Origin of the sequence: Streptomyces sp. NPDC053431 (genome assembly GCF_044544925.1) — a bacterium.
Lineage (GTDB): Bacteria > Actinomycetota > Actinomycetes > Streptomycetales > Streptomycetaceae > Streptomyces.
This window is the reverse complement of the sequence record NZ_JBITXX010000003.1, coordinates 439,626-465,964: the sequence shown is the minus strand read 5'-3', so window position 1 is coordinate 465,964 and position 26,339 is coordinate 439,626. Positions and strand designations below refer to the sequence as shown.

23 protein-coding genes and 1 tRNA gene are annotated in these 26,339 nt (G+C 71.1%); 9 read left to right on the top strand and 15 right to left on the bottom strand.

The annotated features are described in order from the left end of the window. Positions 1 to 22: 22 nt before the first annotated feature. The 4 genes from ACIGXE_RS11610 to ACIGXE_RS11595 all read right to left on the bottom strand — a co-directional run bounded on the left by ACIGXE_RS11610 (position 23) and on the right by ACIGXE_RS11595 (position 4,032). Positions 23 to 820 carry an aldose 1-epimerase gene (locus ACIGXE_RS11610; RefSeq protein WP_399745953.1) on the bottom strand — a complete coding sequence of 266 codons (798 nt, stop codon included), beginning with the start codon at positions 818 to 820 and terminating at the stop codon, positions 23 to 25. A gap of 52 nt (positions 821 to 872) precedes the next feature. Continuing rightward, positions 873 to 1,685, bottom strand: a complete 813-nt coding sequence (locus tag ACIGXE_RS11605; RefSeq protein ID WP_399745951.1) for an SRPBCC family protein — start codon at positions 1,683 to 1,685, stop codon at positions 873 to 875. A gap of 118 nt (positions 1,686 to 1,803) precedes the next feature. Further along, the gene (locus ACIGXE_RS11600; protein WP_399745949.1) at positions 1,804 to 3,438 is read right to left on the bottom strand and encodes a polyamine aminopropyltransferase; all 1,635 of its coding nucleotides are present in this window, start codon (positions 3,436 to 3,438) and stop codon (positions 1,804 to 1,806) included. Positions 3,439 to 3,513: 75 nt separating this feature from the next. Then, positions 3,514 to 4,032, bottom strand: a complete 519-nt coding sequence (locus ACIGXE_RS11595) for a DUF2617 family protein (RefSeq protein ID WP_399745947.1) — start codon at positions 4,030 to 4,032, stop codon at positions 3,514 to 3,516. Positions 4,033 to 4,671: 639 nt separating this feature from the next. Between ACIGXE_RS11595 and ACIGXE_RS11590 the strand changes: the two genes are divergently transcribed. From ACIGXE_RS11590 to ACIGXE_RS11580, 3 genes are all read left to right on the top strand, one after another. Further along, positions 4,672 to 5,856 (top strand): pyridoxal phosphate-dependent aminotransferase, encoded by a 1,185-nt coding sequence (locus ACIGXE_RS11590; RefSeq protein WP_399745945.1) that lies wholly within the window; start codon positions 4,672 to 4,674, stop codon positions 5,854 to 5,856. A gap of 87 nt (positions 5,857 to 5,943) precedes the next feature. Then, entirely contained in the window at positions 5,944 to 7,713 is a 1,770-nt protein-coding gene (locus ACIGXE_RS11585; protein ID WP_399745944.1) for an NlpC/P60 family protein, read from the top strand. A 141-nt stretch (positions 7,714 to 7,854) separates the two neighbouring features. After that, on the top strand, positions 7,855 to 8,982 hold the full coding sequence (locus ACIGXE_RS11580) for a glycosyltransferase family 39 protein (protein WP_399745942.1): 1,128 nt from the start codon (positions 7,855 to 7,857) through the stop codon (positions 8,980 to 8,982). On the opposite strand, the gene ACIGXE_RS11575 is transcribed toward ACIGXE_RS11580, so the two are convergent. Continuing rightward, positions 8,983 to 9,522, bottom strand: a complete 540-nt coding sequence (locus tag ACIGXE_RS11575; protein WP_399745940.1) for a YbjN domain-containing protein — start codon at positions 9,520 to 9,522, stop codon at positions 8,983 to 8,985. A 348-nt stretch (positions 9,523 to 9,870) separates the two neighbouring features. Beyond that, positions 9,871 to 12,477, bottom strand: a complete 2,607-nt coding sequence (gene clpB, locus ACIGXE_RS11570; protein ID WP_399745938.1) for an ATP-dependent chaperone ClpB — start codon at positions 12,475 to 12,477, stop codon at positions 9,871 to 9,873. A 136-nt stretch (positions 12,478 to 12,613) separates the two neighbouring features. On the opposite strand from clpB, the gene ACIGXE_RS11565 reads away from it, so the two are divergent. Beyond that, the gene (locus ACIGXE_RS11565) at positions 12,614 to 13,027 is read left to right on the top strand and encodes a pyridoxamine 5'-phosphate oxidase family protein (RefSeq protein ID WP_399745936.1); all 414 of its coding nucleotides are present in this window, start codon (positions 12,614 to 12,616) and stop codon (positions 13,025 to 13,027) included. A gap of 227 nt (positions 13,028 to 13,254) precedes the next feature. Here the strand turns inward: ACIGXE_RS11565 and ACIGXE_RS11560 are convergent, their stop codons facing one another. Together ACIGXE_RS11560 and ACIGXE_RS11555 are read right to left on the bottom strand one after the other, a co-directional pair. Beyond that, complete coding sequence (locus ACIGXE_RS11560; RefSeq protein ID WP_399745934.1) at positions 13,255 to 13,587, bottom strand: (2Fe-2S)-binding protein; 333 nt, start codon at positions 13,585 to 13,587, stop codon at positions 13,255 to 13,257. After that, entirely contained in the window at positions 13,584 to 13,829 is a 246-nt protein-coding gene (locus ACIGXE_RS11555) for a hypothetical protein (RefSeq protein WP_399745933.1), read from the bottom strand. Before ACIGXE_RS11555 ends, ACIGXE_RS11560 begins: the two co-directional genes overlap by 4 nt. A 133-nt stretch (positions 13,830 to 13,962) precedes the next feature. Here ACIGXE_RS11555 and ACIGXE_RS11550 point away from each other — a divergent pair, with 133 nt between their 5' ends. Then, a complete protein-coding gene (locus tag ACIGXE_RS11550) occupies positions 13,963 to 14,946 on the top strand; it encodes a helix-turn-helix transcriptional regulator (RefSeq protein WP_399745931.1) in 984 nt (327 codons plus the stop codon). A 91-nt stretch (positions 14,947 to 15,037) separates the two neighbouring features. Here the strand turns inward: ACIGXE_RS11550 and ACIGXE_RS11545 are convergent, their stop codons facing one another. The 4 genes from ACIGXE_RS11545 to dnaK are packed head-to-tail and all read right to left on the bottom strand — an operon-like array spanning position 15,038 to position 19,189. Then, entirely contained in the window at positions 15,038 to 15,487 is a 450-nt protein-coding gene (locus ACIGXE_RS11545) for a heat shock protein transcriptional repressor HspR (RefSeq protein WP_399745929.1), read from the bottom strand. Positions 15,488 to 15,491: 4 nt separating this feature from the next. After that, positions 15,492 to 16,673 carry a molecular chaperone DnaJ gene (gene dnaJ / locus ACIGXE_RS11540; protein ID WP_399745927.1) on the bottom strand — a complete coding sequence of 394 codons (1,182 nt, stop codon included), beginning with the start codon at positions 16,671 to 16,673 and terminating at the stop codon, positions 15,492 to 15,494. A gap of 30 nt (positions 16,674 to 16,703) precedes the next feature. Next, complete coding sequence (gene grpE / locus ACIGXE_RS11535) at positions 16,704 to 17,345, bottom strand: nucleotide exchange factor GrpE (RefSeq protein WP_399745925.1); 642 nt, start codon at positions 17,343 to 17,345, stop codon at positions 16,704 to 16,706. Continuing rightward, positions 17,345 to 19,189 (bottom strand): molecular chaperone DnaK, encoded by a 1,845-nt coding sequence (gene dnaK, locus ACIGXE_RS11530; protein WP_399745923.1) that lies wholly within the window; start codon positions 19,187 to 19,189, stop codon positions 17,345 to 17,347. The genes grpE and dnaK overlap by 1 nt, the downstream gene beginning before the upstream one ends. Positions 19,190 to 19,404: 215 nt before the next feature. Here dnaK and ACIGXE_RS11525 point away from each other — a divergent pair, with 215 nt between their 5' ends. Both ACIGXE_RS11525 and ACIGXE_RS11520 read left to right on the top strand, forming a co-directional pair. Then, on the top strand, positions 19,405 to 19,926 hold the full coding sequence (locus tag ACIGXE_RS11525; RefSeq protein ID WP_399745921.1) for a sugar transferase: 522 nt from the start codon (positions 19,405 to 19,407) through the stop codon (positions 19,924 to 19,926). 166 nt (positions 19,927 to 20,092) lie between these two features. Continuing rightward, on the top strand, positions 20,093 to 22,357 hold the full coding sequence (locus tag ACIGXE_RS11520; RefSeq protein WP_399745919.1) for a (Fe-S)-binding protein: 2,265 nt from the start codon (positions 20,093 to 20,095) through the stop codon (positions 22,355 to 22,357). 80 nt (positions 22,358 to 22,437) lie between these two features. On the opposite strand, the gene ACIGXE_RS11515 is transcribed toward ACIGXE_RS11520, so the two are convergent. Then, positions 22,438 to 23,475: a hypothetical protein gene (locus ACIGXE_RS11515; RefSeq protein WP_399745917.1), complete on the bottom strand. Its 1,038-nt coding sequence runs from the start codon at positions 23,473 to 23,475 to the stop codon at positions 22,438 to 22,440. A 126-nt stretch (positions 23,476 to 23,601) separates the two neighbouring features. Here ACIGXE_RS11515 and ACIGXE_RS11510 point away from each other — a divergent pair, with 126 nt between their 5' ends. Next, complete coding sequence (locus ACIGXE_RS11510; protein WP_399745915.1) at positions 23,602 to 24,534, top strand: Yip1 family protein; 933 nt, start codon at positions 23,602 to 23,604, stop codon at positions 24,532 to 24,534. A 114-nt stretch (positions 24,535 to 24,648) separates the two neighbouring features. Here ACIGXE_RS11510 and ACIGXE_RS11505 read toward each other — a convergent pair whose 3' ends face one another. Together ACIGXE_RS11505 and dcd are read right to left on the bottom strand one after the other, a co-directional pair. After that, positions 24,649 to 25,146, bottom strand: a complete 498-nt coding sequence (locus ACIGXE_RS11505; protein ID WP_365343651.1) for a phosphoribosyltransferase — start codon at positions 25,144 to 25,146, stop codon at positions 24,649 to 24,651. A 13-nt stretch (positions 25,147 to 25,159) separates the two neighbouring features. Further along, positions 25,160 to 25,735: a dCTP deaminase gene (gene dcd, locus ACIGXE_RS11500; RefSeq protein ID WP_030690788.1), complete on the bottom strand. Its 576-nt coding sequence runs from the start codon at positions 25,733 to 25,735 to the stop codon at positions 25,160 to 25,162. A gap of 406 nt (positions 25,736 to 26,141) precedes the next feature. Here dcd and ACIGXE_RS11495 point away from each other — a divergent pair. Next, positions 26,142 to 26,215, top strand: a tRNA-Gly gene (locus ACIGXE_RS11495). Positions 26,216 to 26,339 lie beyond the last annotated feature (124 nt).

Sequence of the window (26,339 nt, the reverse complement as noted above, 5' to 3'; positions counted from 1 at the left end):
TCATGAGCTTAAAGCCGCCCGGTCACAGGCCGCGCCAGTGCCAGGTCGTCGCGACCTCCAGCGGGTCGATGGGGGTGACCAGGCGCGGGTGGGTGTTGAGGCCGTTCGGGGGGCCGGACTGCGGCTCGACACAGACCGCGTCGGCCGGCTCGTCGTAGATCACGACCCACTCGGCCCTGCTGGTGATCCTCAGCTCCAGCCGCTCCGGCCAGGTGAGGGTCACGTCGACGCCGTCCGGCATCCCGAAGCAGTCGTCCCAGGGGCGGGGCGTCGGATCGATCCGGCGGCCGGTGGGCAGGTGGTCCTCGCCGCGCTCCTCCTGCCAGCCGGGGTGGAAGGCGATCTCCACCTCGCGGGAGTCGCCGTCGAGGGTGCGGTGGAACCAGGGGTGCCAGCCGGCCTGCGCCGGGAAGGAGTCCCCGGCCGTCTCGACACCGAGCTGGAGCGTGAGGGAGTCCTCGGTCAGCTCCACGGTCTGGGTCACCGTGCCCGCGTACGGCCAGGGCGCGGCCAGCTCCGTGGTGAACGCCGCCGTCGTGTCCGTCGCGTACGCCGTCTTCCACGGCACGTCACGGACGGTGCCGTGCATCGCGTGCGGCGCCGCGTGCTCGCTGACCGGGAGCTGGTGGACGGTGCCGCCGTTGCGGAAACGCCCGTTCCCGGTGCGGCCCGCCCACGGCGCCATCACGAAGCAGCCGTAACGGGCTCCCTGGAGCAGCAGTTCGGTGCCTCCGATCCGGAGGCTGTCGATCCGGCAGCCGTGCTCCGGGTCGATGGTCAACTCGGCGTCACCGGCCGTCAGTCGCGTCAGATTGGTCACGGGACGACCCTAGGCCCTGATCCGAACGAGCGCCCCGAGGCCGGGGCCCCGCTCAGCGGCGGCGGCGCAGCGCGCGGCTCACGACGACCGCGGAGGCCAGCGCGAGCGCGGCGGCGGGGGCGATCCAGCGCAGGGTCGCGCCGGCGCTGGAGTTCTCGGCGGCCGGAACGGGGGCGTAGCGGCCGCGCGGCGGGGCGTGGTCGACCTCCTCCGCGCTCCGGCCGATCATGGTGCGGCGGGCGTGCGCCGCCTCCGCGGGGCGGCCGGCGCCGGTCTGGTCGGCGAACTCCTCGTCCGCGAGCGGGTCCAGGGACGGCGGCGGGACCGGGGTGTCGAAGACGGAGGCACCGCCCGGCTCCTCCACGCCGTCGTCGACCCCGTCCAGGTCCACCGCGTCGAGCTCGGCGTCCGCCGCCTCGGCCGCGATCTCGGCCTCCACGTCCGCGACGGCGGCCAGCGCCTCCGCGAACCGGTCGAGGAGACGGGCCCCGGCCGCCGCCCGGGCCTCGGCGTCCGCGTCGGCGAGCCGCCCGGCCGCCGTCACCCGGCCGGCGAAGCCGATCGTGGTGCCCTCGGCCACGGGGGTGAGCGCGACGGTGAGGGCGAGCGTCGCCGTGCCCTTGCCACGGACCTCGGTGCCCTCGCCGTCGACGGCGAAACGCCCGGCGTGCTCGGCGATCCGCAGCGCGCCCCGGTACGTGATGGTGTTGCCACCGACGCGGACCTTCAGGCGACCCGCGAGCGGGCCCTCCTCCCCGTCGGCGTCCTGCTGGAACCCGGGGACGCAGCGCGCCACCCGGGCCGGGTCCGCCAGCGTGGCGCGCAGGACCTCGGCCGGGACCGGAACGAACACCTCATGCTCCATGGAAGCCGAGCCTACTCAGCCGGGGACCGCCCGTCGCCTGTTTGCACACGGGCGGCGCCGGAGCGGGGGGAGGGCGTCGTACCCGTGGCCCACGGGGCCCGCCGTCCCCGCGTGCCGCTCAGTAGCGGGGGTGCACCAGGGTCGACGAGCGGAGGCCGTCCTCCGTGCGGGTGCGTTCGATGTGGTCCTCCGCCGCCAGCAGGGAGCCGGAGGTGAGGGAGCGCAGCCGCGGGACGTCGGTGGGCAGGGCCAGGGCGGGCGGCCGCGGGCCGGGAGCGGCCAGGAGGAAGCCCCACTTCGCCGTGCCCCAGGAGCGGGCCGCCCGGTCGGGTCCGGCCGTGAGCCCGGAGGCCCGGCCCGCCGCGCCGTACGGGCGGGTGGCGAAGCCCGCCGCGCGCAGGGTCGCGTCGACCGTCCAGTACGTGCGGGGGCGGGCGTCCGCCGAGCCGGCGTGCACGACGAGCCGCCCGTCGGCGGCGAGGGAGCCGGCCGCGAGTCCGTAGAACTCCTCCGAGTAGAGCTTGGCGCTCGGGGTGATGCCGGGGTCCGGGAGGTCGGAGATCACCACGTCGTACCGTTCCTGCACGGGGCGGGAGCCGCGGAGCCAGCTGAAGGCGTCCCCGTAGGCGACGGTGACGCGCGGATCGCGGAAGGCGTCGGCGTTGAGCGCGGTCAGGTCGGGGGCGGTGCTCGCGAGCCGGACCACGCCCGGGTCGAGCTCGACCACGGTGACCTCGCGGACGTCGGGATAGCGCAGCACCTCGCGGGCGGCGAGGCCGTCGCCGCCGCCGAGGATCAGCACGCGCGCGTGCGGACCGTTCATCGCGGGGTGCACCAGGGCCTCGTGGTACCGGTACTCGTCCTGGCCGTCGACGCGCAGCCGGCCGTCCAGGAAGAGGTCGGGCGGGCCGCCGCGCTCGCCGGTGACGACGACCTCCTGGAGCTCGGTGTGGACGGCGACCCGGATGCTGTCGCCGTACACCGCCCGGCGAGCGGCCTGCTCGAAGTCGTCGACGAGGACGGTCGCGGTGGCGAGGACGGCGAGCACGGAGAGGTTGGCACCGACGAGCAGCAGCCGCGAACGGGACGTCAGTTCGGGCCGGAACAGCCACAGCACCAGCCCGCCGCCCGCCACCGCGTTGACGGCGCCGGTGACCAGCGCGCCGGTGAGCTGGCCGAGCCAGGGCAGCAGCAGGAACGGGAAGGCGAGCCCGCCGACGAGCGCGCCGACGTAGTCCGCGGCGAACAGGTCGGCGACCGTGCCGGCCGGGTCGTGCTGCTCCCGCCGGTGCACGGCACCGCGCGCCTCCGCCCGCTGGATGAGCGACATCAGCAGCGGGATCTCCGCGCCGATGAGCACCCCGATGGCCAGCGAGAACGCCACGAGCACGTACTGGGAGTCGCCCAGCCAGGCGAAGGCCGCGTAGAGCACCATCGCCGAACAGCCGCCGACCAGCGCCAGACCGCCCTCGACCAGCCCGAAGCCGACCGCCGCACGGCAGCGCAGCCGCTTGGCGAGCAGCGAGCCGACGCCCATCGCGAAGACCATGACGGACAGCACGACGGACGCCTGGGTGACCGAGTCGCCGATCAAGTAGGAGGCGAGCGCGACCAGTTCGAGCTCGTACACCAGACCGCAGGCGGCGCAGACGAAGACCACCACGAGCACCGGATACCGCACCGCGCCCGGCCGCTCGGGCAGCCGCGCCGCCCACTTGGGCGGCAGGGTCATGGTCACGGGCGGGTCGATCATGCCCGTAACGCTACGTCACAGCTGTTGCGCCGCCTGTCACCCACACGAGTGCATCCGAGGCATATGTACGGCGCGTCAGAGCACAACGGGCATACGGGCGCCGATCCGGGTTCTGGTCACCACCAGCTGCCCTTCCTGCGGGTAGGCGTGCCAGGTGCGCCAGCGCACCTGGCCCTCGTGGCGCTGCGCCAGCATCGCCGTGAAGGCGTGCGGCGAGCCGGGGAAGGTCCCCGCGAGGCCGTGCGGATGGTCGGCGACGAGAGCGAGCAACTCCTGCGCGCGCCCCGCGAACGAGCCCTGGGTGAGGGTCTCGACGCGGGCCGCGAACTCGTACTCCCACTCGCCGACCCGCTTGGACACGCCCAGCGGCAGCGGGGTGCTGCTGCCGGGCATGCAGGCCACGGTCTCCGAGCAGTTGCGGTCCTCCTCCTCCAGGAGCACCTGGTGGGAGGCGCCGAGGAGCCGCAACTGCAGCTTGGCCCCGGCGAGTTCGAGATCGAGCACGGCGAGCGCGGGCAGCGGGTCGCGCCCCAGCGCCCAGGCCAGGTCGGCCGCGCGCGTATCGGTGTAGGAGGTTTTCAGGGTCGTGAGCATGGATCGGCTCCGCAAACACGGTTTGACGGGTGGGCCGGGGCGTCCCGGTGAAGGGTTTCGACCGGGAGTGGGGATCGCCGGCTCGGGTCCACACACGGTCCGAGGGCTGGATGTTCTCGACAGCGAGGGAATCATGAACCGTGGGCAGCTCACAGCGTTTTTACCCAACTTGACGTGGTTTCCATCCCCTCGGGGGCCCCACGGTTCAACTGTTCAGTCGGAATCGATCGCGTGGTTCCCACACATGCTCAACGGAAGCGCGTACGACGGGCGTTGCCTTCCCGCGCTTCCGGCCCGTCAGCTTCCGCCGCAGCCCCCGCCGCACGACGAACCGCACGAGCTTCCGCACGACGAGCCCCCGCCGCACCCTCCGCTCGAGGAGGAAGAGGAGGAAGAGGAAGAGGAGGAGCCGCTCGACCAGCCGCCGCGCCGGCGCCGCCGCCGGTTGCGCGAGCCCCCGCCCGCGGCCGCCGAGAAGCCGACGACCACCAGGACGATGAGTCCGAAGATCACGAAGAATTCCATGTCGTCCCCCGTCATTACTGCGATGAAGGAGCCTCGACGGGCTCTCTGCGAGGGGGATTCCCGGCCCGGACAGACCCGAAGCGCACTTGAGCAAGTCCAGAGCTTCGGCCCAGGATGGCGGGCATGACACGACCGCTGCTCAATCGCCGGCTCGCGGAGTTCGGTACGACGATCTTCGCCGAGATGTCCGCGCTCGCCGCCCGGACCGGTTCGATCAACCTGGGCCAGGGCTTCCCCGACACCGACGGCCCCGAGGAGATCCGCGAGGCCGCCGTGCGGGCCCTGCGCGAGGGGCGCGGCAACCAGTACCCGCCGGGTCCCGGCGTCCCCGAGCTGCGCACCGCGATCGCCGACCACCAGCGGCGGCGCTACGGCCTCGGCTACGACCCCGACGCCGAGGTCCTGGTCACCGCCGGCGCCACCGAGGCGATCGCCGCCGCGCTGCTCGCGCTCGTCGAGCCCGGTGACGAGGTCATCGCGCTGGAGCCGTACTACGACTCGTACGCCGCCTGCATCGCCCTGGCCGGCGGCACCCGGGTCCCGGTCACCCTCCGCCCGCACGACGGGGCCTTCGCCCTCGACCTGGACGAGCTGAAGGCGGCGGTCACCGAGCGGACCCGGCTGATCCTGCTCAACACCCCGCACAACCCCACCGGCACCGTCCTCAGCCGGGCCGAACTGACCGCGATCGCCGAGCTCGCCCAGGAGCGCGACCTGCTCGTCGTCACCGACGAGGTGTACGAGCACCTGGTCTTCGACGGGGCCGAGCACGTGCCGATCGCGAGCCTGCCCGGGATGCGCGAGCGCACGGTCACCATCGGATCGGCCGGCAAGACGTACTCCTTCACCGGCTGGAAGGTCGGCTGGATCACCGCCACCCCCGAACTGACGAGCGCCGTCCGCTCGGCCAAGCAGTTCCTCACGTACGTGTCCTCCGGCCCCTTCCAGTACGCGGTCGCCGAGGCGCTCCGGCTGCCCGACACGTACACCGACGGCCTGCGCGCCGAGCTCCAGGCCAAGCGCGACCTGCTGAGCGAGGGCCTCGCCGCCGCCGGCTTCGGCGTGCACCGCCCGGCCGGCACCTACTTCGTCACCACCGACATCCGCCCCCTCGGCGAGACCGACGGCTTCGCCTTCTGCCGGGCCCTGCCCGAACGCGCGGGCGTGGTCGCGATCCCCAACGCGGTCTTCTACGACCACCGCGAGGAGGGCGCGCCGTTCGTGCGGTTCGCGTTCTGCAAGAGGACCGATGTGCTCGAGGAGGCGGTGGAGCGGCTGAAGGGGCTGCAGACGGGCTGACGGGGGGGGCGGCCAGGGCGGCGCGGATAGGGTCCCCCTCGCTTGATCATCCGATCGGGTGTTCTGTTCACCGGGGGGTACCCACGCATGTCCGCACCGAAGTTCTCACCCAGCCGCAGAGCGGCCCTGGCGACCCTGGCCGGCATGGCGGCCGGCGGGGCGCTGCCGTTGGCCGCGGCGCCGTCCGCGGCGGCCGCGCCGTCGGCCGTCCCGTCCGTGACCGTTCCTCCGGCCGAACCGCTCCCCGCGCCGCCGTCGCCGGCCCGGCTGCCGATGCTGATCGACCCGACCGACCCGTGGCATTTCACGGCCCACCCGGCCGGGGCGCTGACGACCCGTACGATCGCCGGCGGTCTGGAGGTCTCGGACGGCGGGGGCGTCCTCGCGACCCTGACGACCGGGGCGCGGACGGTGACGCTGCGTGGACCCAGGCGCTGGTTCACCGAGCAGAAGCGCACGGTCACGGACGCGTTCGACCGGACGCTGACCACAGGCACCACCGGCTGGGGCATGTCTCCTGACGGCGGCTCCTGGTCCCCCGACGACGAGAAGGACGCCAACATCGGGGACTACAAGGTGGAGGAAGGCCGCGCCGTCATCAAGCTCATGACGGCCGGTCCGAGCCGCCATTCCGTCCTCTCCGACGACAAGATCGGGGACGTCCGCGCCCGCGCCCGCTTCTCCTTCGACAAGAAGCCCGTCGGCGCGCCCCTCTCGCTCGCCCTCACCTTCTCCCTGTCGGCCCTCTCCACCCACTACCGGGCACGCCTGATCGTCACCCCGGCCGGGGACGTCCAGCTCGTCCTCGAGAAGGCCCTGGACGACGACGTCACCGTCCTCGCCCCGGCCGTCACGGTCGGCACCGGCTTCGCGGCCTTCGACCACTGGTGGGTGCAGGTCGAGAAGACCGGCACCCTGCTCCGGGCCCGCGCCTGGAAGAACGGCGATCCGGTCCCCGGATGGCTCTTCATCGTGCGCGACCCGGACCCGGACACCGCCCTCGGCGCCGGTGCCGTCGGCGTGCGGGCCCAGGCCGCCACGGGCGCGACCACGGGCGTGGAGGCCCGGGTCTACGACTTCCTCGTCGAGGAGGCGACCTGGGCCGACCCGCCCGTCGTCACCCACGACACCTGGGTGAGGGTGCTGCCGGAGCCCTTCGACGGCACCTGGACGCCCGCGCTGGCGCAGCGGGTCACCGCCTGGGCGGGCGACACCTCGCCGGACGCGCTCGCGTACGCCGCCATGTACCTTCCGTACGCGCCCGCGGTCACCGGCGTGGTGCCGGACGCCGCGGGGACACCGCGCATGGTGCAGGTGCTCGGCAGGGCCCGGTACAGCCCGGTGAACGGGGCGGGGGAGCACGAGGTGGGAGCGGACTTCAACGACTACCTGGACATTCCCGACTGGCCCTTCCCGACCGGCGAGACGGGCAAGCTGGAGGACCCGCCCATGCGGCGGTGTCTCGACTGCTCGGGCTTCGTCCGGATGGTGTACGGCTACCACATGGGCGTCCCGATGGGCCTCACGCCCGACAAGGTGACCCGCCGCCACCTGCCGCGTGAGGCGGACTCCCAGGCCGACTACAGCCCGGGGGTCGAGGTCGTCAGGGGGAGCAGCGCGGCACCGTCGCTCGACCAGCTGCGGATCGGCGACCTGCTCTTCTGGGTGAACACCGCCGGCGCCGTCTCCCACACGGGCATCTACCTGGGTCACGACCAGGCCGGCAAGCTCCGCTTCGTGTCCAGCCGCATGTCGCCCGACGGCCCCACCATGGGCGACGTGGGCGGCAAGTCGATCCTCGACGGATCGACGAGCGATCACTACACCGACAAGCTCCGGGTGATCCGCCGCCTCTGACCCGCGCGCCCCCTCCGCGCCGTAGCGCCGGTCAGGTAAACCGATTTGTCGGGTAACGACCGGTTTTCCGCTGCACGGAGGTGCGTCCTGTCCGCCGAGACCCTCGACCGCCCGGCACCCGCCGTCGCTTCCGTCCGGCGGGTGCCCCGCTGGCGGGCCTCGCTGCACCGCGCGGCGCCCGCCCTCGGGCTGTTCGCCGTCGCCCGGCTCACCGGAATACTGGTGCTCGCGCTGTGGGCCTGGCACATCGGGCGGTCGCCGCGGGCGCTGCTCGCGCAGTCCTGGGACTCGCGCTGGTACACCCGGATCGCCGCGAACGGCTACGGGCGCACCCTGTTCTGGCCGGACGGGGTGGTCCAGTCCGACCTGGCCTTCTTCCCGCTCTATCCGGGGCTCGTCCGGGCCGTCACGGCCGTGCTGCCCGTCACCGGCGGCACGGCCGGACTGCTGCTGTCCTGGCTCGCCGCGGGCGCCGCGGCCTGGGGGATCTACCTCGTCGCGGAACGGCTGCGCGGCCGGCCCACCGCCGTCCTCACGGTGCTGCTGTGGGGGCTGCTCCCGCACTCGATCGTGCTGTCCATGGCGTACACCGAGCCGCTCATGACCGCGTTCGCCGCCTGGGCGCTGTACGCGCTGCTGACCCGCCGCTGGCTGTGGGCGGGCGTCCTCGCCACGCTCGCCGGGCTCTCCCGGCCCAACGGGATCGCCATCGCCGCCGCCGTCCTCGCCGCCGCGGCCGTGGAGCTGTGGCGGGCCCGCGGCCGGGCCGCCCCGCGGGTGTGGGCCGGCGCCGCGCTCGCGCCGGCAGGCTGGCTCTCGTACCTGCTGTGGGTCGGCGGCCGGCGCGGCGATCTGCTCGGCGGCTACTTCGCCGTCCAGGACGGCTGGACCTCCCGCTTCGACCTCGGGCGGGGCGCACTGCGCTTCGTCCGCGACATGCTGAAGGGCCCGACTCAGTTCGGCTTCGCCATGGCGCTGCTCATCACGGCGGCCGGAGTGCTGCTCTTCGCGCTGCTCGCGTTCGTCGAGCGCCCGCCGCTGCCGGTCCTCGTCTACACGGGCGTGCTCGTGCTGATCACGGTCGGCGGCTCGGGCTTCTTCGAGTCGAAGCCGCGGTTCCTGCTGCCGGCCTTCCCGCTGCTGCTGCCGCTCGCCGGCGCCATGACGAGAGCCCGGCCGGGCGCCGCGATCGTGGTGATCGCGGGCCTGGCCGGGCTCTCGTTCGGCTACGCGCCCTACGTGCTGACGCTGGCGCGCATGGCCCTGTGACTACTCGGCGTCGCCGTCGCCGGACTGCTTGTCCTCCGGGGACTCCAGACCGAACTGCTCGACGAGCCACTTGTCGAACTCGATCGACGCGCGGACCCAGCTGACGGTGGAGGACACGAAGTGCTCGAGCGACACACCGGTGCCGATCAGCATCTGGGCCTCACCGATGAGACGGAGGGTGGCGGAGCCGTCCTCCTCCTCGTGCAGGTGGGTGTAGACCTTGGGCCACAGGGTGCGCCGGTTCCAGTCGTCGATCGCGTCGAGGATCTTGGCGCGGTCGTCGGCCGCGTGCGGGCGGTCGTAGAACGTGCGGACCGAGAAGACCTGCTGCTCGCCCTCGCCGCGGAACATGAAGTACGTGCGGAATTCCTCCCACGGCGCCGCGAGGTCACCCTCGTCGTCGACGACGTACTTCAGCTCCATCTGGTCGAGGAGCTGCTTGACCAGGTCCTGGTCGGGAACGACGGGGCCCGCCGGTCCTGCTGCCTGAGGCTGGGGCTGGGCCCCGAAATTAGGAATCGAGGACGGGTCGATGCTCACCGGGTTTTCCCTTCGTACGGATGCCCGCCATCCTCCCCCATGCCAGGCGGTATGTGGCAAGTCCCCACGGCGCGATCAGCTGCGGGCTGACATGATCTCGCCCTATGGGGGGCATCGGGAAGGACCGTGAGCGGCGTCCGCGCCCGTGAATTCGGATCGCCGTGGGGGTGTGCCCCGGTCCGAGGTGGCGGGCCGGGTGGCCGGAACCTGTCCCTCGGCCGAGGTGTCGGAGGGCGGACCGCGCCACCAGGCCGAGCCGGGCCCCGAAGGCGGAGGCGCCTACGCGGTCGACGTCACCGTGCGGGACGAGGGCGGCGACACCGCCCTCGTCCACCTCGGGGCCTTCGACTACCGAGCCGGCCCCTGCTCGGCCCGTCCCACGATGATCCCGTCCTCGAACCGGTCCACCCGGACCGTGTCGCCGTCCCGGACCTCGCCCGCCAGGATCTCCTTGGCGAGGCGGTCCCCGATGGCCGTCTGGATGAGGCGGCGCAGCGGGCGGGCGCCGTACGCCGGGTCGTTGCCCTCCCGCGCGAGCCAGGCCAGCGCATCGGGCGTGACGTCCAGGGTGAGCCGCCGGTCGGCCAGGCGGCGGGCCAGCCGATCGATCTGGAGCCGCGCGATGCGGGCCAGCTCCTCCTGATCCAGGGCGGAGAAGACCACGATCTCGTCGAGCCGGTTCAGGAACTCCGGCTTGAAGCTGGCGCGGACGACCTCCAGGACCTGCTCCCGCTTCACGTCCTCACCGGTCAGCGGCTCCATGAGGAACTGGCTGCCCAGGTTCGAGGTGAGGATCAGGATCGTGTTGCGGAAGTCGACCGTACGGCCCTGGCCGTCGGTGAGCCGGCCGTCGTCGAGGACCTGGAGCAGGATGTCGAAGACCTCGGGGTGGGCCTTCTCCACCTCGTCCAGGAGGACGACGGAGTACGGGCGGCGGCGCACGGCCTCGGTGAGCTGGCCGCCCTCCTCGTAGCCGACATAGCCGGGCGGCGCGCCGACCAGGCGGGCGACGGAGTGCTTCTCGCCGTACTCCGACATGTCGATGCGGACCATCGCCCGCTCGTCGTCGAAGAGGAAGTCGGCGAGCGCCTTCGCCAGCTCGGTCTTGCCGACGCCGGTCGGGCCGAGGAAGAGGAAGGAGCCGGTGGGGCGGTCCGGGTCGGCGATGCCGGCGCGGGTGCGGCGCACCGCGTCCGAGACCGCGCGGACGGCCTCGCCCTGGCCGATCAGGCGCCGGCCGAGCTCCTCCTCCATGCGCAGCAGCTTCTGCGTCTCGCCCTCCAGCAGGCGGCCCGCGGGGATGCCGGTCCAGGAGCCGACCACGTCGGCGATGTCGTCCGGGCCGACCTCCTCCTTGACCATGGTGTCCTTCGCCGCCTCCTGCTGGGCCTCGGCCTCGCTGGCGGCCGCCAGCTCGCGCTCCAGGGCCGGGATCTCCCCGTAGAGCAGCATGGAGGCGGTGTCGAAGTCGCCGTCGCGCTGGGCGCGCTCGGCCCGGCCGCGCAGCTCGTCGAGCCGCTCCTTGAGCTCGCCGACCCGGTTGAGGGACTGCTTCTCCTTCTCCCAGCGGGCGGTGAGGCCGCGCAGCTCCTCCTCGCGGTCGGCGAGGTCGCGGCGCAGCTTCTCCAGCCGCTGACGGCTGGCCTCGTCGGTCTCCTTGGAGAGGGCGAGCTCCTCCATCTTGAGCCGGTCGACGGAGCGCTGGAGCTCGTCGATCTCGACGGGCGACGAGTCGATCTCCATGCGCAGCCGGGAGGCGGCCTCGTCGACGAGGTCGATGGCCTTGTCCGGCAGGAAGCGGGAGGTGATGTACCGGTCGGAGAGGGTCGCGGCGGCGACGAGCGCGGAGTCGGCGATCTGGACCTTGTGGTGGGCCTCGTAGCGGCCCTTGAGCCCGCGCAGGATGGCCACCGTGTCCTCGACGGACGGCTCGGCGACCAGGACCTGCTGGAAGCGGCGCTCCAGGGCGGGGTCCTTCTCGATCCGCTCGCGGTACTCGTCGAGGGTGGTGGCGCCGACCATGCGCAGCTCGCCGCGGGCCAGCATCGGCTTGAGCATGTTGCCGGCGTCCATGGCGGAGTCGCCGCCGGCGCCCGCGCCGACGACCGTGTGCAGCTCGTCGATGAAGGTGATGATCTGGCCGTCGCTCTCCTTGATCTCGGAGAGGACGGTCTTCAGGCGCTCCTCGAACTCGCCGCGGTACTTGGCGCCGGCCACCATCGCGCCGAGGTCGAGGGAGACCAGGCGCTTGTCCCGCAGCGACAGCGGGACGTCGCCCTTCACGATGCGCTGGGCGAGGCCCTCGACGACGGCGGTCTTGCCGACGCCGGGCTCGCCGATGAGCACCGGGTTGTTCTTGGTGCGGCGGGAGAGGACCTGGACGACGCGCCGGATCTCGTGGTCACGGCCGATGACCGGGTCGAGCTTGCCCTCGCGGGCGGCGGCGGTGAAGTCGGTGCCGAACTTCTCCAGGGCCTTGTAGGAGCCCTCGGGGTCGGCGGTGGTCACCCTGCGCGAGCCGCGGCTCTTCTCGAAGGCGTCCTGGAGCCGGCGGGCGCCGGCGCCCTGCTGCTCCAGGAGCTCGCCGGCCCGTCCGCCCTTGGCGGCGATGCCGATGAGCAGGTGCTCGGTGGACAGGTACTCGTCGCCGAGCTTCCGGGCGCGCTCGTCGGCGTCGGCGATGACGGCGAGGAGCTCGCGGTTGGGCTGCGGGGGCGCGACCGTGGACCCGGTGACGCTGGGCAGCGCGGCGAGCAGCCGCTCCGCGCCGGAGCGCACGACGGCCTGGTCGGCCTCGACGGCGGCGAGCAGGTCGGTGATGTTCTCGTTGTCCTGACCCTCGAGCAGGGCGAGCAGGAGGTGCGCGGGGGTCAGGTCTGCATGTCCCTGGGACACGGCGCGGCTGCCGGCCGCGTTCAGCGCGTCCCGGCTCCTGTTGGTCAGTTCGGCGTCCACGTGCGGTGTCTCCTCCTGGGTTCTTTCGGCTGCCGGTCGACGGCTACGGCTCCTATGACCCGTCCAACGTACACAAAGTTGAGTCTATTCCGCTCAAGGTATCGGACGCACACCGTCCGGGAGTAGGTTCCGTGGCATGGCTATCGACCCGAGCAAGCCCAGCGACACGTACCTCGGCTTCTGGCGCGAGTACCACATGTGCACCCTGACCACACCTCGCCCGGACGGCACCCCGCACGTGGTGGCGGTGGGGGTCACGTACGACCCCGAGGGCGGCGAGAAGGGCATCGCCCGGGTCATCACGAACAAGCACAGCCGCAAGGTCGCCAACGTCCTGGCGGCGGGGCCGGAGGGCGCCAGGGTCGCGGTCTGCCAGGTGGACAAGGGGCGCTGGGCGACGCTGGAGGGCGTGGCGCGGATCCGCACCGAGGCGGAGGTCGTCGCCGACGCGGTGGACCGCTACGCGGCGCGCTACAACCGGGTGCCGACGCCGAACCCGGACCGGGTCGTGATCGAGATCGCCCTCACGCGGGCGATGGGCCGGGCGTAGCCGGCGCGGGAGCGCGGGGCGCGGGCGGCGACGTGGGTGCGCCGGGCGCGGGCGGTCCGGGTGCGCGGGGCGCGGGTGGTCCGGGTGCGCCGGGCGCGGGTCGCGTCGGGGGCGGCCGGTGGGCCGCCCGGGCGGAGATGCACAGCGGCGCCATCGCGTTTCAGGTCCGCGATGGCGCCGCTGTGTGGGGGAAGCACCTGAACGATCTACAACGACGGGGGAATCGTTCAGGCACTGCGGGGGGTGGCGGTGATGGTCTCGGCGTCGACCAGCTGGGGTTCGACCAGCTGGTGGTCGCGCTGGTCGAGATTGACGAAGATCATGCCGTACCTGATGGCACAGCGGACGGGCTGCGGGGCGCCGCGCGGGCGGCGAAGACACCGGTAGGCGCGAATGTCCTCGTCGTCTTCGCGGACGACGACGATCGGCTCACCGAAGAGGGTGACCATCAACGACTCGCCACGGCGCGGCACCGCGGTGACGAGGTCGATGAAGTGCCACCCGGACCGGTAGGCGCTCGCCATCTCACGTCGGAAACGAGGATCTTCGGGAACCGTCATGCCCCCACGGACTCCCATCCAGGGTCGGCCGGCGCGACACCCCAGCCGGGGTCGGCGGCGGCGGCGGAGAGACCCCAGCCCGGGTCGGCCTCGGCAGCGGGGGTGAGACCCCAGCCCGGGTCGGCGTTCACGACCCTCGTCTGCGAACCCCACCCCGGGTCCTCGGTTGCCGTGACCGCTCCCACAGCGGCAGCAGCCATCAGTGCGACACCGGCTACGGTGCGTATGAGCTTCTTGGACATGACCGAGCAACCTCACTTGAAGGTGTGTAACAACCTGCTCCCCCGCAAGTCACGACGATGGCTCACTCATCCCGTTTCCACCACTCGCTCAATGCATCATGTTCCTGTAATGCAAAAGCCTGGGGGTGTACGTATGCGAATAGAACCTGAGAAAAAGGGACATTCTCACACGCACGCAGACCTGTGCGAAGCGGGCACACGCCTCTATGCGGAAGCGCTTCGATCAGGCCGGATCGCCCGATCGGACATCGGGTCGGCCCCCTGTCTGATGGACCTCGACCTGCTGCGTCCCGACCCCGACGACGCCGAATGGCTGCGGCCGGTGGCCCCTTCGGCCGCGCTGGCCCGGCTGCTCCTTCCCATCGAGAAGGAGATCCAGGAGCGCAGACGCCTCACGGTCACCCTCTCCGACGCTTTCGAGCCGTTCATGGCCCTCGGCGCACGCGACCCGTCGATGACGCACGCCATCACGGTCCTCGAAGGCCTCGACCGCATCAACGCGAGCCTGGACCGGGCCGTCGAGGAGTGCACCTCGGAACTCCTCACCGTACAGCCGGGGAAGGGCCGCAGCGCCCATACCTTCGGCGAAGCGCTGCGCCGTGTACGGCCGTTGCTCGGCAAGGGCATCAAGATGCGCACCCTCTACCAGCACACGGCGCGCCACCAGCCCATCACCCTGGCCTATCTGGAGCGCATCGGGCCCGAGGTCGAGGTCCGCACCCTGGAAGAGATCATCGACCGGCTCATCATCGTCGACCGCAAGGTCGCCTTCGTGCCGGCCAGCCGGGACCGCACGATCGCGCTCGAACTGCGCCACCAGGGGCTCGTCGAGTACCTGGGCGGCGTCTTCGACCAGTTCTGGCTGCAGGCCACGCCGCTCGACGCCCCCGTCACCTACGAGCACCCGATGCTCAGCGGCATCAGCGGGGTGCAGCGCTCCATCGCCAAACTCCTCGTCGAGGGGCACGTCGACGAGGCCATCGCGCGCCGCCTCGGGATGAACGTGCGCACCTGCCGGGCGCACATCGCGAAGCTCGCCGCCGCCCTCGGCAGCGGCAGCCGGGCCCAACTGGGCTATCTGATCGCCCAGTCCGGCATCCTGGAACGCGACGAGTGACCGCTGCCCGCCCGCGACCCGTCATGGGCGGTCACTCTCCCCGGACAGGGTGAAGCCCCCTCCGGGGAGGGGGCTTCGGGGATGAGGGGAGTCAGTCGCCGCGCTTGTGGCCGGGGCGCCAGACCACCAGGGCGCTCGCCTGCTGCACGTCCGTGTACGGCACCAGATCACGCCGGTACGACGCGTGCACCTGGGCCTCGCGCTGGCGCATCGCCGCCGCCGCTCCCTCGACCGCCGTCGACAGCTCGGCCACCCGCGCCTGGAGCGCCGCGACCTGGTTCTCCAGCTCGATGATGCGCTTGATGCCGGCCAGGTTGATGCCCTCGTCCTGCGACAGCTGCTGCACCTGGCGGAGCAGCTCGATGTCACGGGCCGAGTAGCGGCGGCCCCGTCCGGCCGTGCGGTCCGGAGAGACCAGGCCGAGGCGGTCGTACTGACGCAGCGTCTGCGGGTGCAGACCGGAGAGCTGGGCCGCCACCGAGATGACGTACACCGGGGTCTCGTCGGTCAGCTGGTAGGGGTTACGGCGGCGGCCTTCCATCTCCTCAAGCTCCCTTCGCGGCCTGGAACAGCTCTGCCCTGGGGTCCTCGCCCGTCGTCGCCTCGCGGTAGGTCTCCAGGGCCTCACGGGCCTTGTCGTCCAGCTCCTTCGGCACCGCGACCTCCACCGTGATCAGCAGGTCGCCTCGGGTGCCGTCCTTGCGGACCGCGCCCTTGCCGCGGGCGCGCATGGTGCGCCCGTTGGGGGTGCCCGCGGGCAGCTTCAGCGTCACCGCGGGGCCGCCCAGGGTCGGCACCTTGATCTCGCCGCCGAGCGCCGCCTCGTCGAACGTGACGGGCACCGTGACGGTCAGGTTGTCGTCCTTGCGGCCGAACACCGGGTGGGCGTCGACGTGCACGACGACGTACAGGTCGCCGCTCGGTCCGCCGCGCTCGCCCGGGGCGCCCTTGCCGCGCAGCCGGATCTTCTGGTTGTCGCTGACGCCCGCCGGGATGCGGACCTGCATGGTGCGGGAGGACTTGGCCCGGCCGCTGCCCTTGCAGACCTCGCAGGGGGTCTCGGCGATCAGGCCGCGGCCCTTGCAGTCCACGCAGGGGTCGGTCAGGGAGAAGCCGCCGCCGCTGCCGCGCGAGACCTGCCCGGTGCCGACACAGGTCGGGCACACCCGCGGCGTGCCGTTCTTGTCGCCGGTGCCCGAACAGGCCTTGCAGGGCTGCTGGCTGGACATCCGCAGGGGCACCGTGGCGCCCTCGATGGCCTCGGTGAAGCTGAGCGTCACCTCGGACTCGATGTCCTGGCCGCGGCGTGGCTGCGTACGGGTGCCCGCGCCGCCCCCGCCCCGGTTGAACAGGCCGCCGAAGACGTCCCCGAGACCGCCGCCGAAACCGCCGGCACCCCCGGCTCCGCCCTGGGCGCCGCCGAAGAGGTCGCCCAGGTCGAAGTTGAAGGAGCCGCCGGCGCCCGGACCGCCGGCCCGGAAGCCGCCGTTGCCGAACAGGGCGCGGGCGTCGTCGTACTCCTTGCGCTTCTTCGGGTCGCCGAGGATGTCGTTGGCCTCGGAGATCTCCTTGAAGCGCTCCTCCGCCTTGGTGTCGCCCTTGTTGGCGTCCGGGTGGTTCTCGCGGGCGAGCTTCCGGTACGCCTTCTTGATCTCGGCGTCGGTGGCGTCCTTGGGGACGCCGAGAACCTTGTAGTAGTCCTTCTCGACGAAGTCCTTCGTGCTCATCGACGTCCCTCCTCTCGGACGATCGTCGCGCTAGCCCTCGTCGGGGCCACCGCTCTCCTCGTCGGCCTTCTTCTCTTCCTTGGCGGCCGGAGCCGCGCCCGGCTGGGGCTCGGCGACGGCCACGCGCGCGGGGCGGATGGTCCGCTCGCCGATCCGGTACCCCGGCTGCAGGATCGCCACGCAGGTCGTCTCGGTGACGTCCGGCGCGTACGAGTGCATCAGGGCCTCGTGGATCGTCGGGTCGAAGGGCTCGCCCTCCTTGCCGAACTGCTGCAGGCCCATCTTGGCGGCGACGGTCTCCAGCGACTCGGCGACCGACTTGAAGCCGCCCACGAGTTCACCGTGCTCCCGGGCCCGGCCGATGTCGTCGAGCACGGGAAGGAGCTCGGTCAGGAGGCTCGCGACGGCGATCTCCTTGACCGTGACCCGGTCCCGCTCCACGCGGCGGCGGTAGTTCTGGTACTCGGCCTGCAGCCGCTGGAGGTCCGCGGTGCGCTCGGAGAGCGCGGTGCGCGCCTGGTCCAGCTGGGCCAGCAGGGCTACGTCCGTAGCGTCCCCGGCCGGGGCCGCGCCCTCCGCCTTGGCGGCGGACTCGGCGGCCTCGGTCTCCTCGGGCGTGCCGTCGGCGGGGACGTCGGGCTTCTCCTCGAAGCCCGGGGTCTCCTCCGACATCAGGCAGCGCCGCCCTTCGGCTTGTCCTCGTCGACGATCTCGGCGTCGACGACGTCGTCGTCCTGCGCCTGGGCCTGGCCGGCGTCGGCGCCACCCGCGGCCTGGGCGGCCTGGGCGTCGGCGTACATGGCCTGGCCGAGCTTCTGGGAGACGGCCGCGACCTTCTCGGTGGCCGTGCGGATCTCCGCGGTGTCCTCGCCCTTGAGCTTCTCCTTCAGCTCGGCGACGGCGGTCTCGACCTCGGTCTTGACCTCACCGGGGACCTTGTCCTCGTTGTCCTTGAGGAACTTCTCCGTCTGGTAGACGAGCTGCTCGCCCTGGTTGCGGGTCTCGGCGGCCTCGCGGCGGCGGTGGTCCTCCTCCGCGTACTGCTCGGCCTCCTGGCGCATCCGGTCGACCTCGTCCTTGGCGAGCGAGGAGCCGCCGGTGACGGTCATCTTCTGCTCCTTGCCCGTGCCGAGGTCCTTCGCGGTCACGTGCATGATGCCGTTCGCGTCGATGTCGAAGGAGACCTCGATCTGCGGGACGCCACGCGGTGCCGGCGGCAGACCGGTCAGCTCGAACATGCCGAGCTTCTTGTTGTACGCCGCGATCTCGCGCTCGCCCTGGTAGACCTGGATCTGCACGGACGGCTGGTTGTCCTCGGCCGTCGTGAAGATCTCGGACCGCTTGGTCGGGATCGTGGTGTTGCGCTCGATGAGCTTGGTCATGATGCCGCCCTTGGTCTCGATGCCGAGGGACAGCGGGGTCACGTCGAGGAGCAGGACGTCCTTGACCTCGCCCTTGAGGACACCGGCCTGGAGGGTGGCGCCGATGGCGACGACCTCGTCCGGGTTCACACCCTTGTTGGCCTCCTTGCCGCCGGTCAGCTCCTTGACGAGCTCGGCGACGGCGGGCATACGGGTGGAGCCACCGACCAGGACGACGTGGTCGATCTCGCTGAGGGAGATGCCGGCGTCCTTGATGACGTTGTGGAACGGGGTCTTGCAGCGCTCGAGCAGGTCGGCGGTGAGCTGCTGGAACTGGGCGCGGGTGAGCTTCTCGTCCAGGTGCAGCGGGCCCTCGGCGGAAGCCGTGATGTAGGGCAGGTTGATCGTGGTCTCCGTGGAGGAGGACAGCTCGATCTTGGCCTTCTCGGCGGCCTCGCGCAGACGCTGCAGGGCCATCTTGTCCTTGGACAGGTCGACGCCGTGGCCGTTGGCGAACTGCTTCACCAGGTAGTCGACGACGCGCTGGTCCCAGTCGTCACCACCGAGGTGGTTGTCACCGTTGGTGGCCTTCACCTCGACGACGCCGTCGCCGATCTCCAGGAGGGACACGTCGAAGGTGCCGCCACCGAGGTCGAAGACGAGGATGATCTGCTCGTCCTTGTCGAGGCCGTAGGCGAGCGCGGCCGCGGTGGGCTCGTTGACGATGCGGAGGACGTTCAGACCGGCGATCTCGCCGGCCTCCTTCGTCGCCTGGCGCTCGGAGTCGTTGAAGTAGGCCGGGACGGTGATGACCGCGTCGGTCACCTTCTCGCCCAGGTAGGCCTCGGCGTCGCGCTTCAGCTTCTGGAGGATGAAGGCGGACATCTGCTGCGGGTTGAAGGTCTTCCCGTCCAGCTCGATCTTCCAGTCGGTGCCCATGTGGCGCTTCACGGACCGGATGGTCCGGTCGACGTTGGTGACCGCCTGGCGCTTGGCCACCTCGCCGACGAGCACCTCGCCGTTCTTCGCGAAGGCGACGACGGACGGCGTGGTCCTGGCACCCTCGGCGTTGGTGATGACGGTGGGCTCGCCGCCTTCGAGAACGCTGACGACGGAGTTAGTGGTGCCCAGGTCGATGCCGACCGCACGTGCCATTTCGATTCCTCCAGCTGACTGACTTGAGTGGAACTGACTCAAGGATGCACGAGGCCCGCGTGCGAGTCAACAGACTTGAGCGGAGCCGACTCAACTCTTCGCCATCCCCGGCGCTCAATCAACGCCTCGCAGGGGCGCGTCGTTCCCCGATCCGGCACCTTTCGCGTGAGAGAGTCCGGACATATCCCATGATTCGCGCCGGAAGGTGTACGCGCATGACGGCGAAGCGCGCGTTCGACATCGCGGGCGGACTCGCCCTCCTCGTCCTGCTCTCCCCGCTGATCACCGCCGTCGCCCTGTCCGTCGCACTCGGAACGGGCGGCACGCGCGCGGGGAGCGCCTACCGGCTGCTGCGCCGCCGTCCGGTCGCGGGCCGGAACGGCCGGGTCTTCACGATGCTGACCTTCCGCACGAAGAGCCCATGGGCGAACCTGCCGCTGCTGCTCCATGTCGTACGGGGGGAGATGTCGCTCGTGGGGCCGTGCCCCTTGGCGCCCGGGCACCGGGAGAGCGTCGGGGACGGACGGCGCCGGCTGTCCGTGCGGCCGGGGATGACGGGTCCGTGGCAGATCAGCGGACGTTCGGAGCTGCCGTGGGAGGAGCGTGAGCTGCTCGATCTCCACTATGTGGACCATCACTGGCTCGGCATGGATCTGGTCATCCTGGCGCGTACGCTGCCTGCAGTCCGTAAACGTCGCCTCGCGGCCCACGCGCCCCACACGGCAAGGGTTGCCTGAGCGACACAGATCACCGTGAGCTCCGCTACAGTGCGCGGCCGCGACCCGGTAATCTCGGCACGGACTGAATAAGTTACCGCTTAGTAGTGCCACACTCGACAGTGCCCGCAGCAAGCGCTCGAGAGTGCCGGTGCTCCGCCTCGCAGGCCCGCCCGAGGAGCCCCTCATGCAACTCGCCGCGATCGTCGTGTCGATCGTCATCACGGTGGTAGCCGTCGCGCTGTTCGGCCGCGCCACCGCGCAGATCTACCGCTTCGTGCGGCTCGGTCAGCCGGTGCCCGCGGGTACGCGCACCGGCGACCCGAAGCAGCGCACCGTCACGCTGGTCAAGGAGTTCCTCGGCCACACCCGGATGAACCGCTGGGGTGTCGTCGGCGTGGCGCACTGGTTCGTGGCGGTGGGCTTCTTCTCCCTCCTGCTCACGATCGTCAACGCCTTCGGTCAGCTCTTCCAGGCGGACTGGCTCATCCCGATCATCGGCGACTGGCTGCCGTACGAGATCTTCACCGAGTTCCTCGGCCTGATGACCGTCCTCGGCATCGTCACGCTCATCGTGATCCGCCAGCTCAGCAAGCCGACCCAGGCCGGCCGCAAGTCCCGCTTCGCGGGCTCCAAGACGGGCCAGGCCTACTTCGTCGAGGCCGTCATCCTCATCGTCGGCGTCTGCATCATGACGCTGCGCGCCCTGGAGGGCGTCCAGCACCACGTGACGAGCTGGGAGCCGGGCTTCTTCGCCTCGTACCCGCTGATCGCGCTGCTCGACGGCGCCGACCTGAGCACGATCCAGAACCTCACGTACTTCTTCGCGGCGCTCAAGATCGTCACGTCCTTCACCTGGATGATCACGGTCTCGCTCAACACCAACATGGGTGTCGCCTGGCACCGCTTCCTCGGCTTCCCCAACATCTGGTTCAAGCGCAACGCGGACGGCTCCACCGCCCTCGGCCCGCTGCAGCCGATGACCTCCGGCGGCAAGCCGATCGACTTCGAGGACCCGGGCGAGGACGACGTCTACGGCGTCTCCCAGGTCGAGCAGTTCTCCTGGAAGGGCATCCTCGACTTCTCCACCTGCACCGAGTGCGGCCGCTGCCAGTCGCAGTGCCCCGCCTGGAACACGGGCAAGCCGCTCTCCCCGAAGCTCCTCATCATGTCGCTGCGCGACCACGCGCACGCCAAGGCGCCGTACCTGCTCGCGGGCGGCGGCAAGACGATGGAGGGCGAGGAGAAGGCGACCGAGGAGCAGCTCAAGGACGTCCCCGCCGCGGCTCTCGCCGAGGCCGAGCGCCCGCTGATCGGCACCGCCGAGGAGAACGGCGTCATCGACCCGGACGTCCTGTGGTCCTGCACCACCTGCGGCGCCTGCGTCGAGCAGTGCCCGGTCGACATCGAGCACATCGACCACATCGTCGACATGCGCCGCTACCAGGTCATGATCGAGTCCGCCTTCCCGTCGGAGGCCGGCACGATGCTGAAGAACCTGGAGAAGAAGGGCAACCCCTGGGGTCTCGCCAAGAAGCAGCGCGTCGAGTGGACCAAGGAGGTCGACTTCGAGGTCCCGATCGTCGGCAAGGACGTCGAGGACCTCACCGAGGTCGACTACCTCTACTGGGTCGGCTGCGCCGGCGCCCTGGAGGACCGCGCCAAGAAGACCACCAAGGCCTTCGCGGAGCTGCTGCACATCGCGGGCGTCAAGTTCGCGATCATGGGCGGCGAGGAGAAGTGCACGGGTGACTCCCCGCGCCGCCTGGGCAACGAGCCGCTGTTCCAGCAGCTCGGCCAGGAGAACGTCGCGATGCTGAACATGGCGTTCGGCGAGGACGACGAGGACGAGTCGACGAAGAAGCCGAAGTCGGCGAAGAAGATCGTCTCGACCTGCCCGCACTGCTTCAACACCATCGCCAACGAGTACCCGCAGCTCGGCGGCGACTACGAGGTCATCCACCACACCCAGCTGCTCCAGCACCTCATCGACGAGGGCAAGCTGATCCCGGTGACCCCGGTCGACGGCCTGATCACGTACCACGACCCGTGCTACCTGGGCCGCCACAACAAGGTCTACACGCCGCCGCGCGAGATCATGTCCGCCGTCCCCGGCCTGCGCCAGCAGGAGATGCACCGCCACAAGGAGCGCGGCTTCTGCTGCGGTGCCGGTGGTGCCCGGATGTGGATGGAGGAGCGGATCGGCAAGCGCATCAACACCGAGCGCGTCGACGAGGCCCTCTCGCTCAACCCGGACATCGTCTCCACCGCCTGCCCGTTCTGCCTCGTCATGCTGACGGACTCCGTCAACGGCAAGAAGAACGACGGCAAGGCCAAGGAGAGCCTGCAGGTCGTCGACGTGGCACAGCTGCTGCTCGACTCGGTGAAGACGCCGGTGGAGCCGGAGGCCCCGGAGCCGGCCGACGAGCCGGAGCCGGAGCCGGCCGCGTAAGCACCGCCCGTACGTGACGAAGGGCCGCCCCGCGTGAAGCGGGGCGGCCCTTCGTCATGGGGCGACCCTTCGTCATGGGGTCAGTTCCGCTGCCCGCGGCGGTGGTAGAGGGCGAAGCCGAGCCCGGCGGCACCGAGGGCGGCCATGCCGCCGCCCGCGCCGATGAGGGCGGCCTCGTGGGTGTCACCGGACACCGGGGCGACGTTCTCGGCCCCGGCCTTCACGGCGCCCTTCGGGACGGTGCCGCGGGGCACGACGACGGTGCCGCCCTTCTGGGCCTTGTACGTCCGGACGAGCTTGCCGTCGAAGTCGTACACCCAGCTGTTGCCGCCCTGCTTCGGGGTGTCGACGACGACGAGGCGGTAGACGCCCTTGCCCTGCGGGACGAGCTTGTACGTCCAGCCCTGGTGGCTGACGTTCTGCTTCGCGGGCGTGAGGGTGCCGAAGCGGAGCTCGACGCGCGGCCCCTTCTTGTAGAGCCTGGCCACCTCGCCATTGGGCAGCGTGACGCGCGCGTCGGCCTGGTGCGGGGCGGGCCTGGGCTTGGGGGCCGGCTTGGGGGTCGGCTTCGGGGCCGGCTTGGGGGTCGGCTTGGGCTTCGGCTCGGGGGTGGGCCTGGGGTCCGGCTTCGGGGTCGGTGCCTGGTCCGTCCAGGAGGAGACGGTGCCGTCGGGCTGCAGGACGACGTGCAGACCGTTGTTCTGGCCGTACGCGGGCTGCCCGGAGGTACGGAGGGTGTCGAGCAGCGTGCCGCCGGCCCAGATCTCGGCCTGGTAGTCGGTGGGGGTGGTCATGTAGACCCTGGCGACGGAGCCGTCGGCGAGCTTGTACGACTGGACGAAGATCCGCCCCACGACGGGACCGGTGCTCTCCTGCTCCCCCTGACCGTCCCCCTGCTCCTGCTGCCGGGTCTGCCCCTGCTCCTGGGTCTGCCCCTGCTCCTGGGCCTGGCCCTGCTGCCGGGTCTGCCCCTGCTCCTGGGTCTGCCCCTGCTCCTGGGCCTGCTCCTTGGGCGCCGGGTTCTCGTCGGCGAAGGCGGCGGCGGCCGGGAGGGAGAGGGCGGCGGCGGTGCCGGTGGCGATGGCTGCGGTACGAAGGGTCCGACGGGCGATTCGCATGGGAAAGTTCCTTTTGCGTAGCTTGTTCGGCGACACATTCAAGGTAGGTGTCCGATGTGTGGGGATTCCGTCGGATATGTAACAGGCGTCCCACGCCCCCGCGGCGGCCGTGTAAACCCCTAGGGGATGTCACAGCTCTGCCGCACTCTCCCGCCGTGGCGCGAGCGCTCGGCGGGAGCGGGTACGTTCATGGACGTGGCTGGATTCAGGAACGGACGCGGCCGGGCCGGCGGCCCCCCGCAACAACGACCGCAGCAGGCGCCGTACGGGTACAACGCGCCCCCGCCGCCGTACCCGCAGCAGCACCAGCAGCACGCTCGGCAGCAGTGGGCGCAGCAGCAGGGATACGGCGAGGGCGAGCCGGAGTACTTCGGCGACCCGCACGCGCCGCAGCAGCAGCACCCGCGACAGCACTACGCCGCCAACAACCCGGGCCACACCCAGGTCTTCAGCGTCCACGACGACCCCTACGGTCAGGGCGCCCCGTACGAGGCCGGGGCCGCCCCCGTCCCCACGGGCCCGCGACTGCCCTGGAAGGGGCTGCTGAGCGGCATCGTGCTGCGCCCGGCGGACACCTTCCTCCGGATGCGGGACCACGCGGTGTGGGGCCCGGCGCTGATCGTCACGTTCCTCTACGGACTCCTGGCGATCTTCGGTTTCGACCAGGCGCGCGACGAGGCGATCAACGCGACCCTGTCGACGGCGATCCCGTACGTCCTGATGACGGCCGTGGGCTTCGTGCTCGGCGGACTGATCCTCGGCGCGGTCACCCACACGCTGGCCCGCCAGCTGGGCGGCGACGGCTCCTGGCAGCCGACGGTCGGCCTGTCCATGCTGATCATGTCGATCACGGACACGCCGCGCCTGCTCTTCGCCCTCTTCCTGGGCGGCGAGAACGGTCTGGTGCAGGTCATCGGCTGGCTCACCTGGCTGGCGGCGGGCGCGCTCTTCACCGTCATGGTGAGCCGCTCCCACGACCTCCCGTGGCCCAAGGCCCTGGGCGCGTCGGCCATCCAGCTGGTGGCGCTGCTGAGCCTGATCAAGCTGGGCACGCTGTAGGAACCACGTACGGAAGCGAGGGCCCCCACCGCAGAGCGGTGGGGGCCCTCGCGCTCGCCCGTGTCAGGCGTCCGCCTTCGTCAGGCCTCCGCCTCCGTCAGGCCTCCGCCTCCGTCAGGCGTCGAGGACCTGGCCCTCGCGCTGGACGACGGGCGGCTCGACCGACCAGGGGAAGTTGATCCACTCGTCGGTCTTCTTCCAGACGTACTCGCACTTCACCAGCGAGTGGGACTTCTCGTAGATGACCGCGGAGCGGACCTCGGCGACGTGGTCGACGCAGAAGTCGTGGACCAGCTTGAGCGTCTTGCCGGTGTCGGCGACGTCGTCGGCGATCAGGACCTTCTTGTCGGAGAAGTCGATCGCGTTCGGGACGGGCGCGAGCATGACGGGCATCTCGAGCGTCGTGCCGACGCCGGTGTAGAACTCGACGTTCACGAGGTGGATGTTCTTGCAGTCCAGGGCGTACGCCAGGCCGCCGGCGACGAAGACGCCGCCGCGGGCGATGGACAGCACGATGTCGGGCTCGTAGCCGTCGTCGGCGATGGTCTGGGCGAGCTCGCGGATGGCGCGCCCGAAGCCCTCGTACGTCAGGTTCTCGCGTACTTCACTCATGCCGGCTACCGCCTCACACCTGGGTCCGATGGAAGTTCATGTACGACCGGGAGGCCGTCGGCCCCCGCTGCCCCTGGTACCGCGACCCGTACCGCTCGCTGCCGTACGGGAACTCGGCGGGCGAGCTCAGCCGGAACATGCACAGCTGGCCGATCTTCATCCCCGGCCAGAGCTTGATCGGCAGGGTGGCGAGGTTCGACAGCTCCAGGGTCACGTGCCCGGAGAAACCCGGGTCGATGAACCCGGCGGTGGAGTGGGTGACGAGCCCGAGCCGCCCGAGGGAGCTCTTCCCCTCCAGGCGGGAGGCGATGTCGTCCGGCAGGGTGATGACCTCGTAGGTCGACGCGAGCACGAACTCGCCCGGGTGCAGGATGAACGCCTCGTCCCCCTCCGGCTCGACCTCACGGGTGAGGTCCAGCTGCTCGACCGCGGGGTCGATGTGGGGGTAGCGGTGGTTCTCGAACACCCGGAAGAAGCGGTCAAGCCGCACGTCGATGCTCGAGGGCTGCACCATGGATTCGTCGTACGGGTCGATGCGTACCCGTCCGGCGTCGATCTCGGCCCGGATGTCCTTGTCTGAGAGAAGCACGCTCCCACGATACGCAGGGGGCGCGGAGCTCCCCCAATCGGGAGAACCCGCGCCCCTCCGCCGCCCTCGGCGGACGATCAGCGCTGCTCGAGCTCCACGGGCACGGCATGACGCAGCCGCGCGCACCGTGGACACCGAACGAGCCGCCCGGGCCCGATCCGCCCTGCCCCGAGTTGCTGCAACGGGAACGAAGCGGTGCTGAAAACGTGCCCCTCGGCACAACGGACGACGGTGCGCTCCATCGAACCCATCAAGTCCCTTCCCCGACAAGTGGTGGACGAGACAGCCACATTAGGGGATCCCGAGGACCGCCCCGTGGAGGGCACTCCGATCGAACGCGCTTCGCCTCGGATGCGGGATGGGGTACAGTGTGCAACGATGCCGCTTCGATCATCGAGCGGTGTTTGCGGATGTAGTTTAATGGTAGAACATGAGCTTCCCAAGCTTATAGCGCGGGTTCGATTCCCGTCATCCGCTCCAGAGCAAAGCCCCAGGTCAGCGACCTGGGGCTTGTTTGTTGGCAGACGAGTCTCGCCGTCCAGACACCCTTCAGTCCCGTGAGATGGGGCACGCGGAGGGCACGAACCCCGTGTCGTCTCGACGG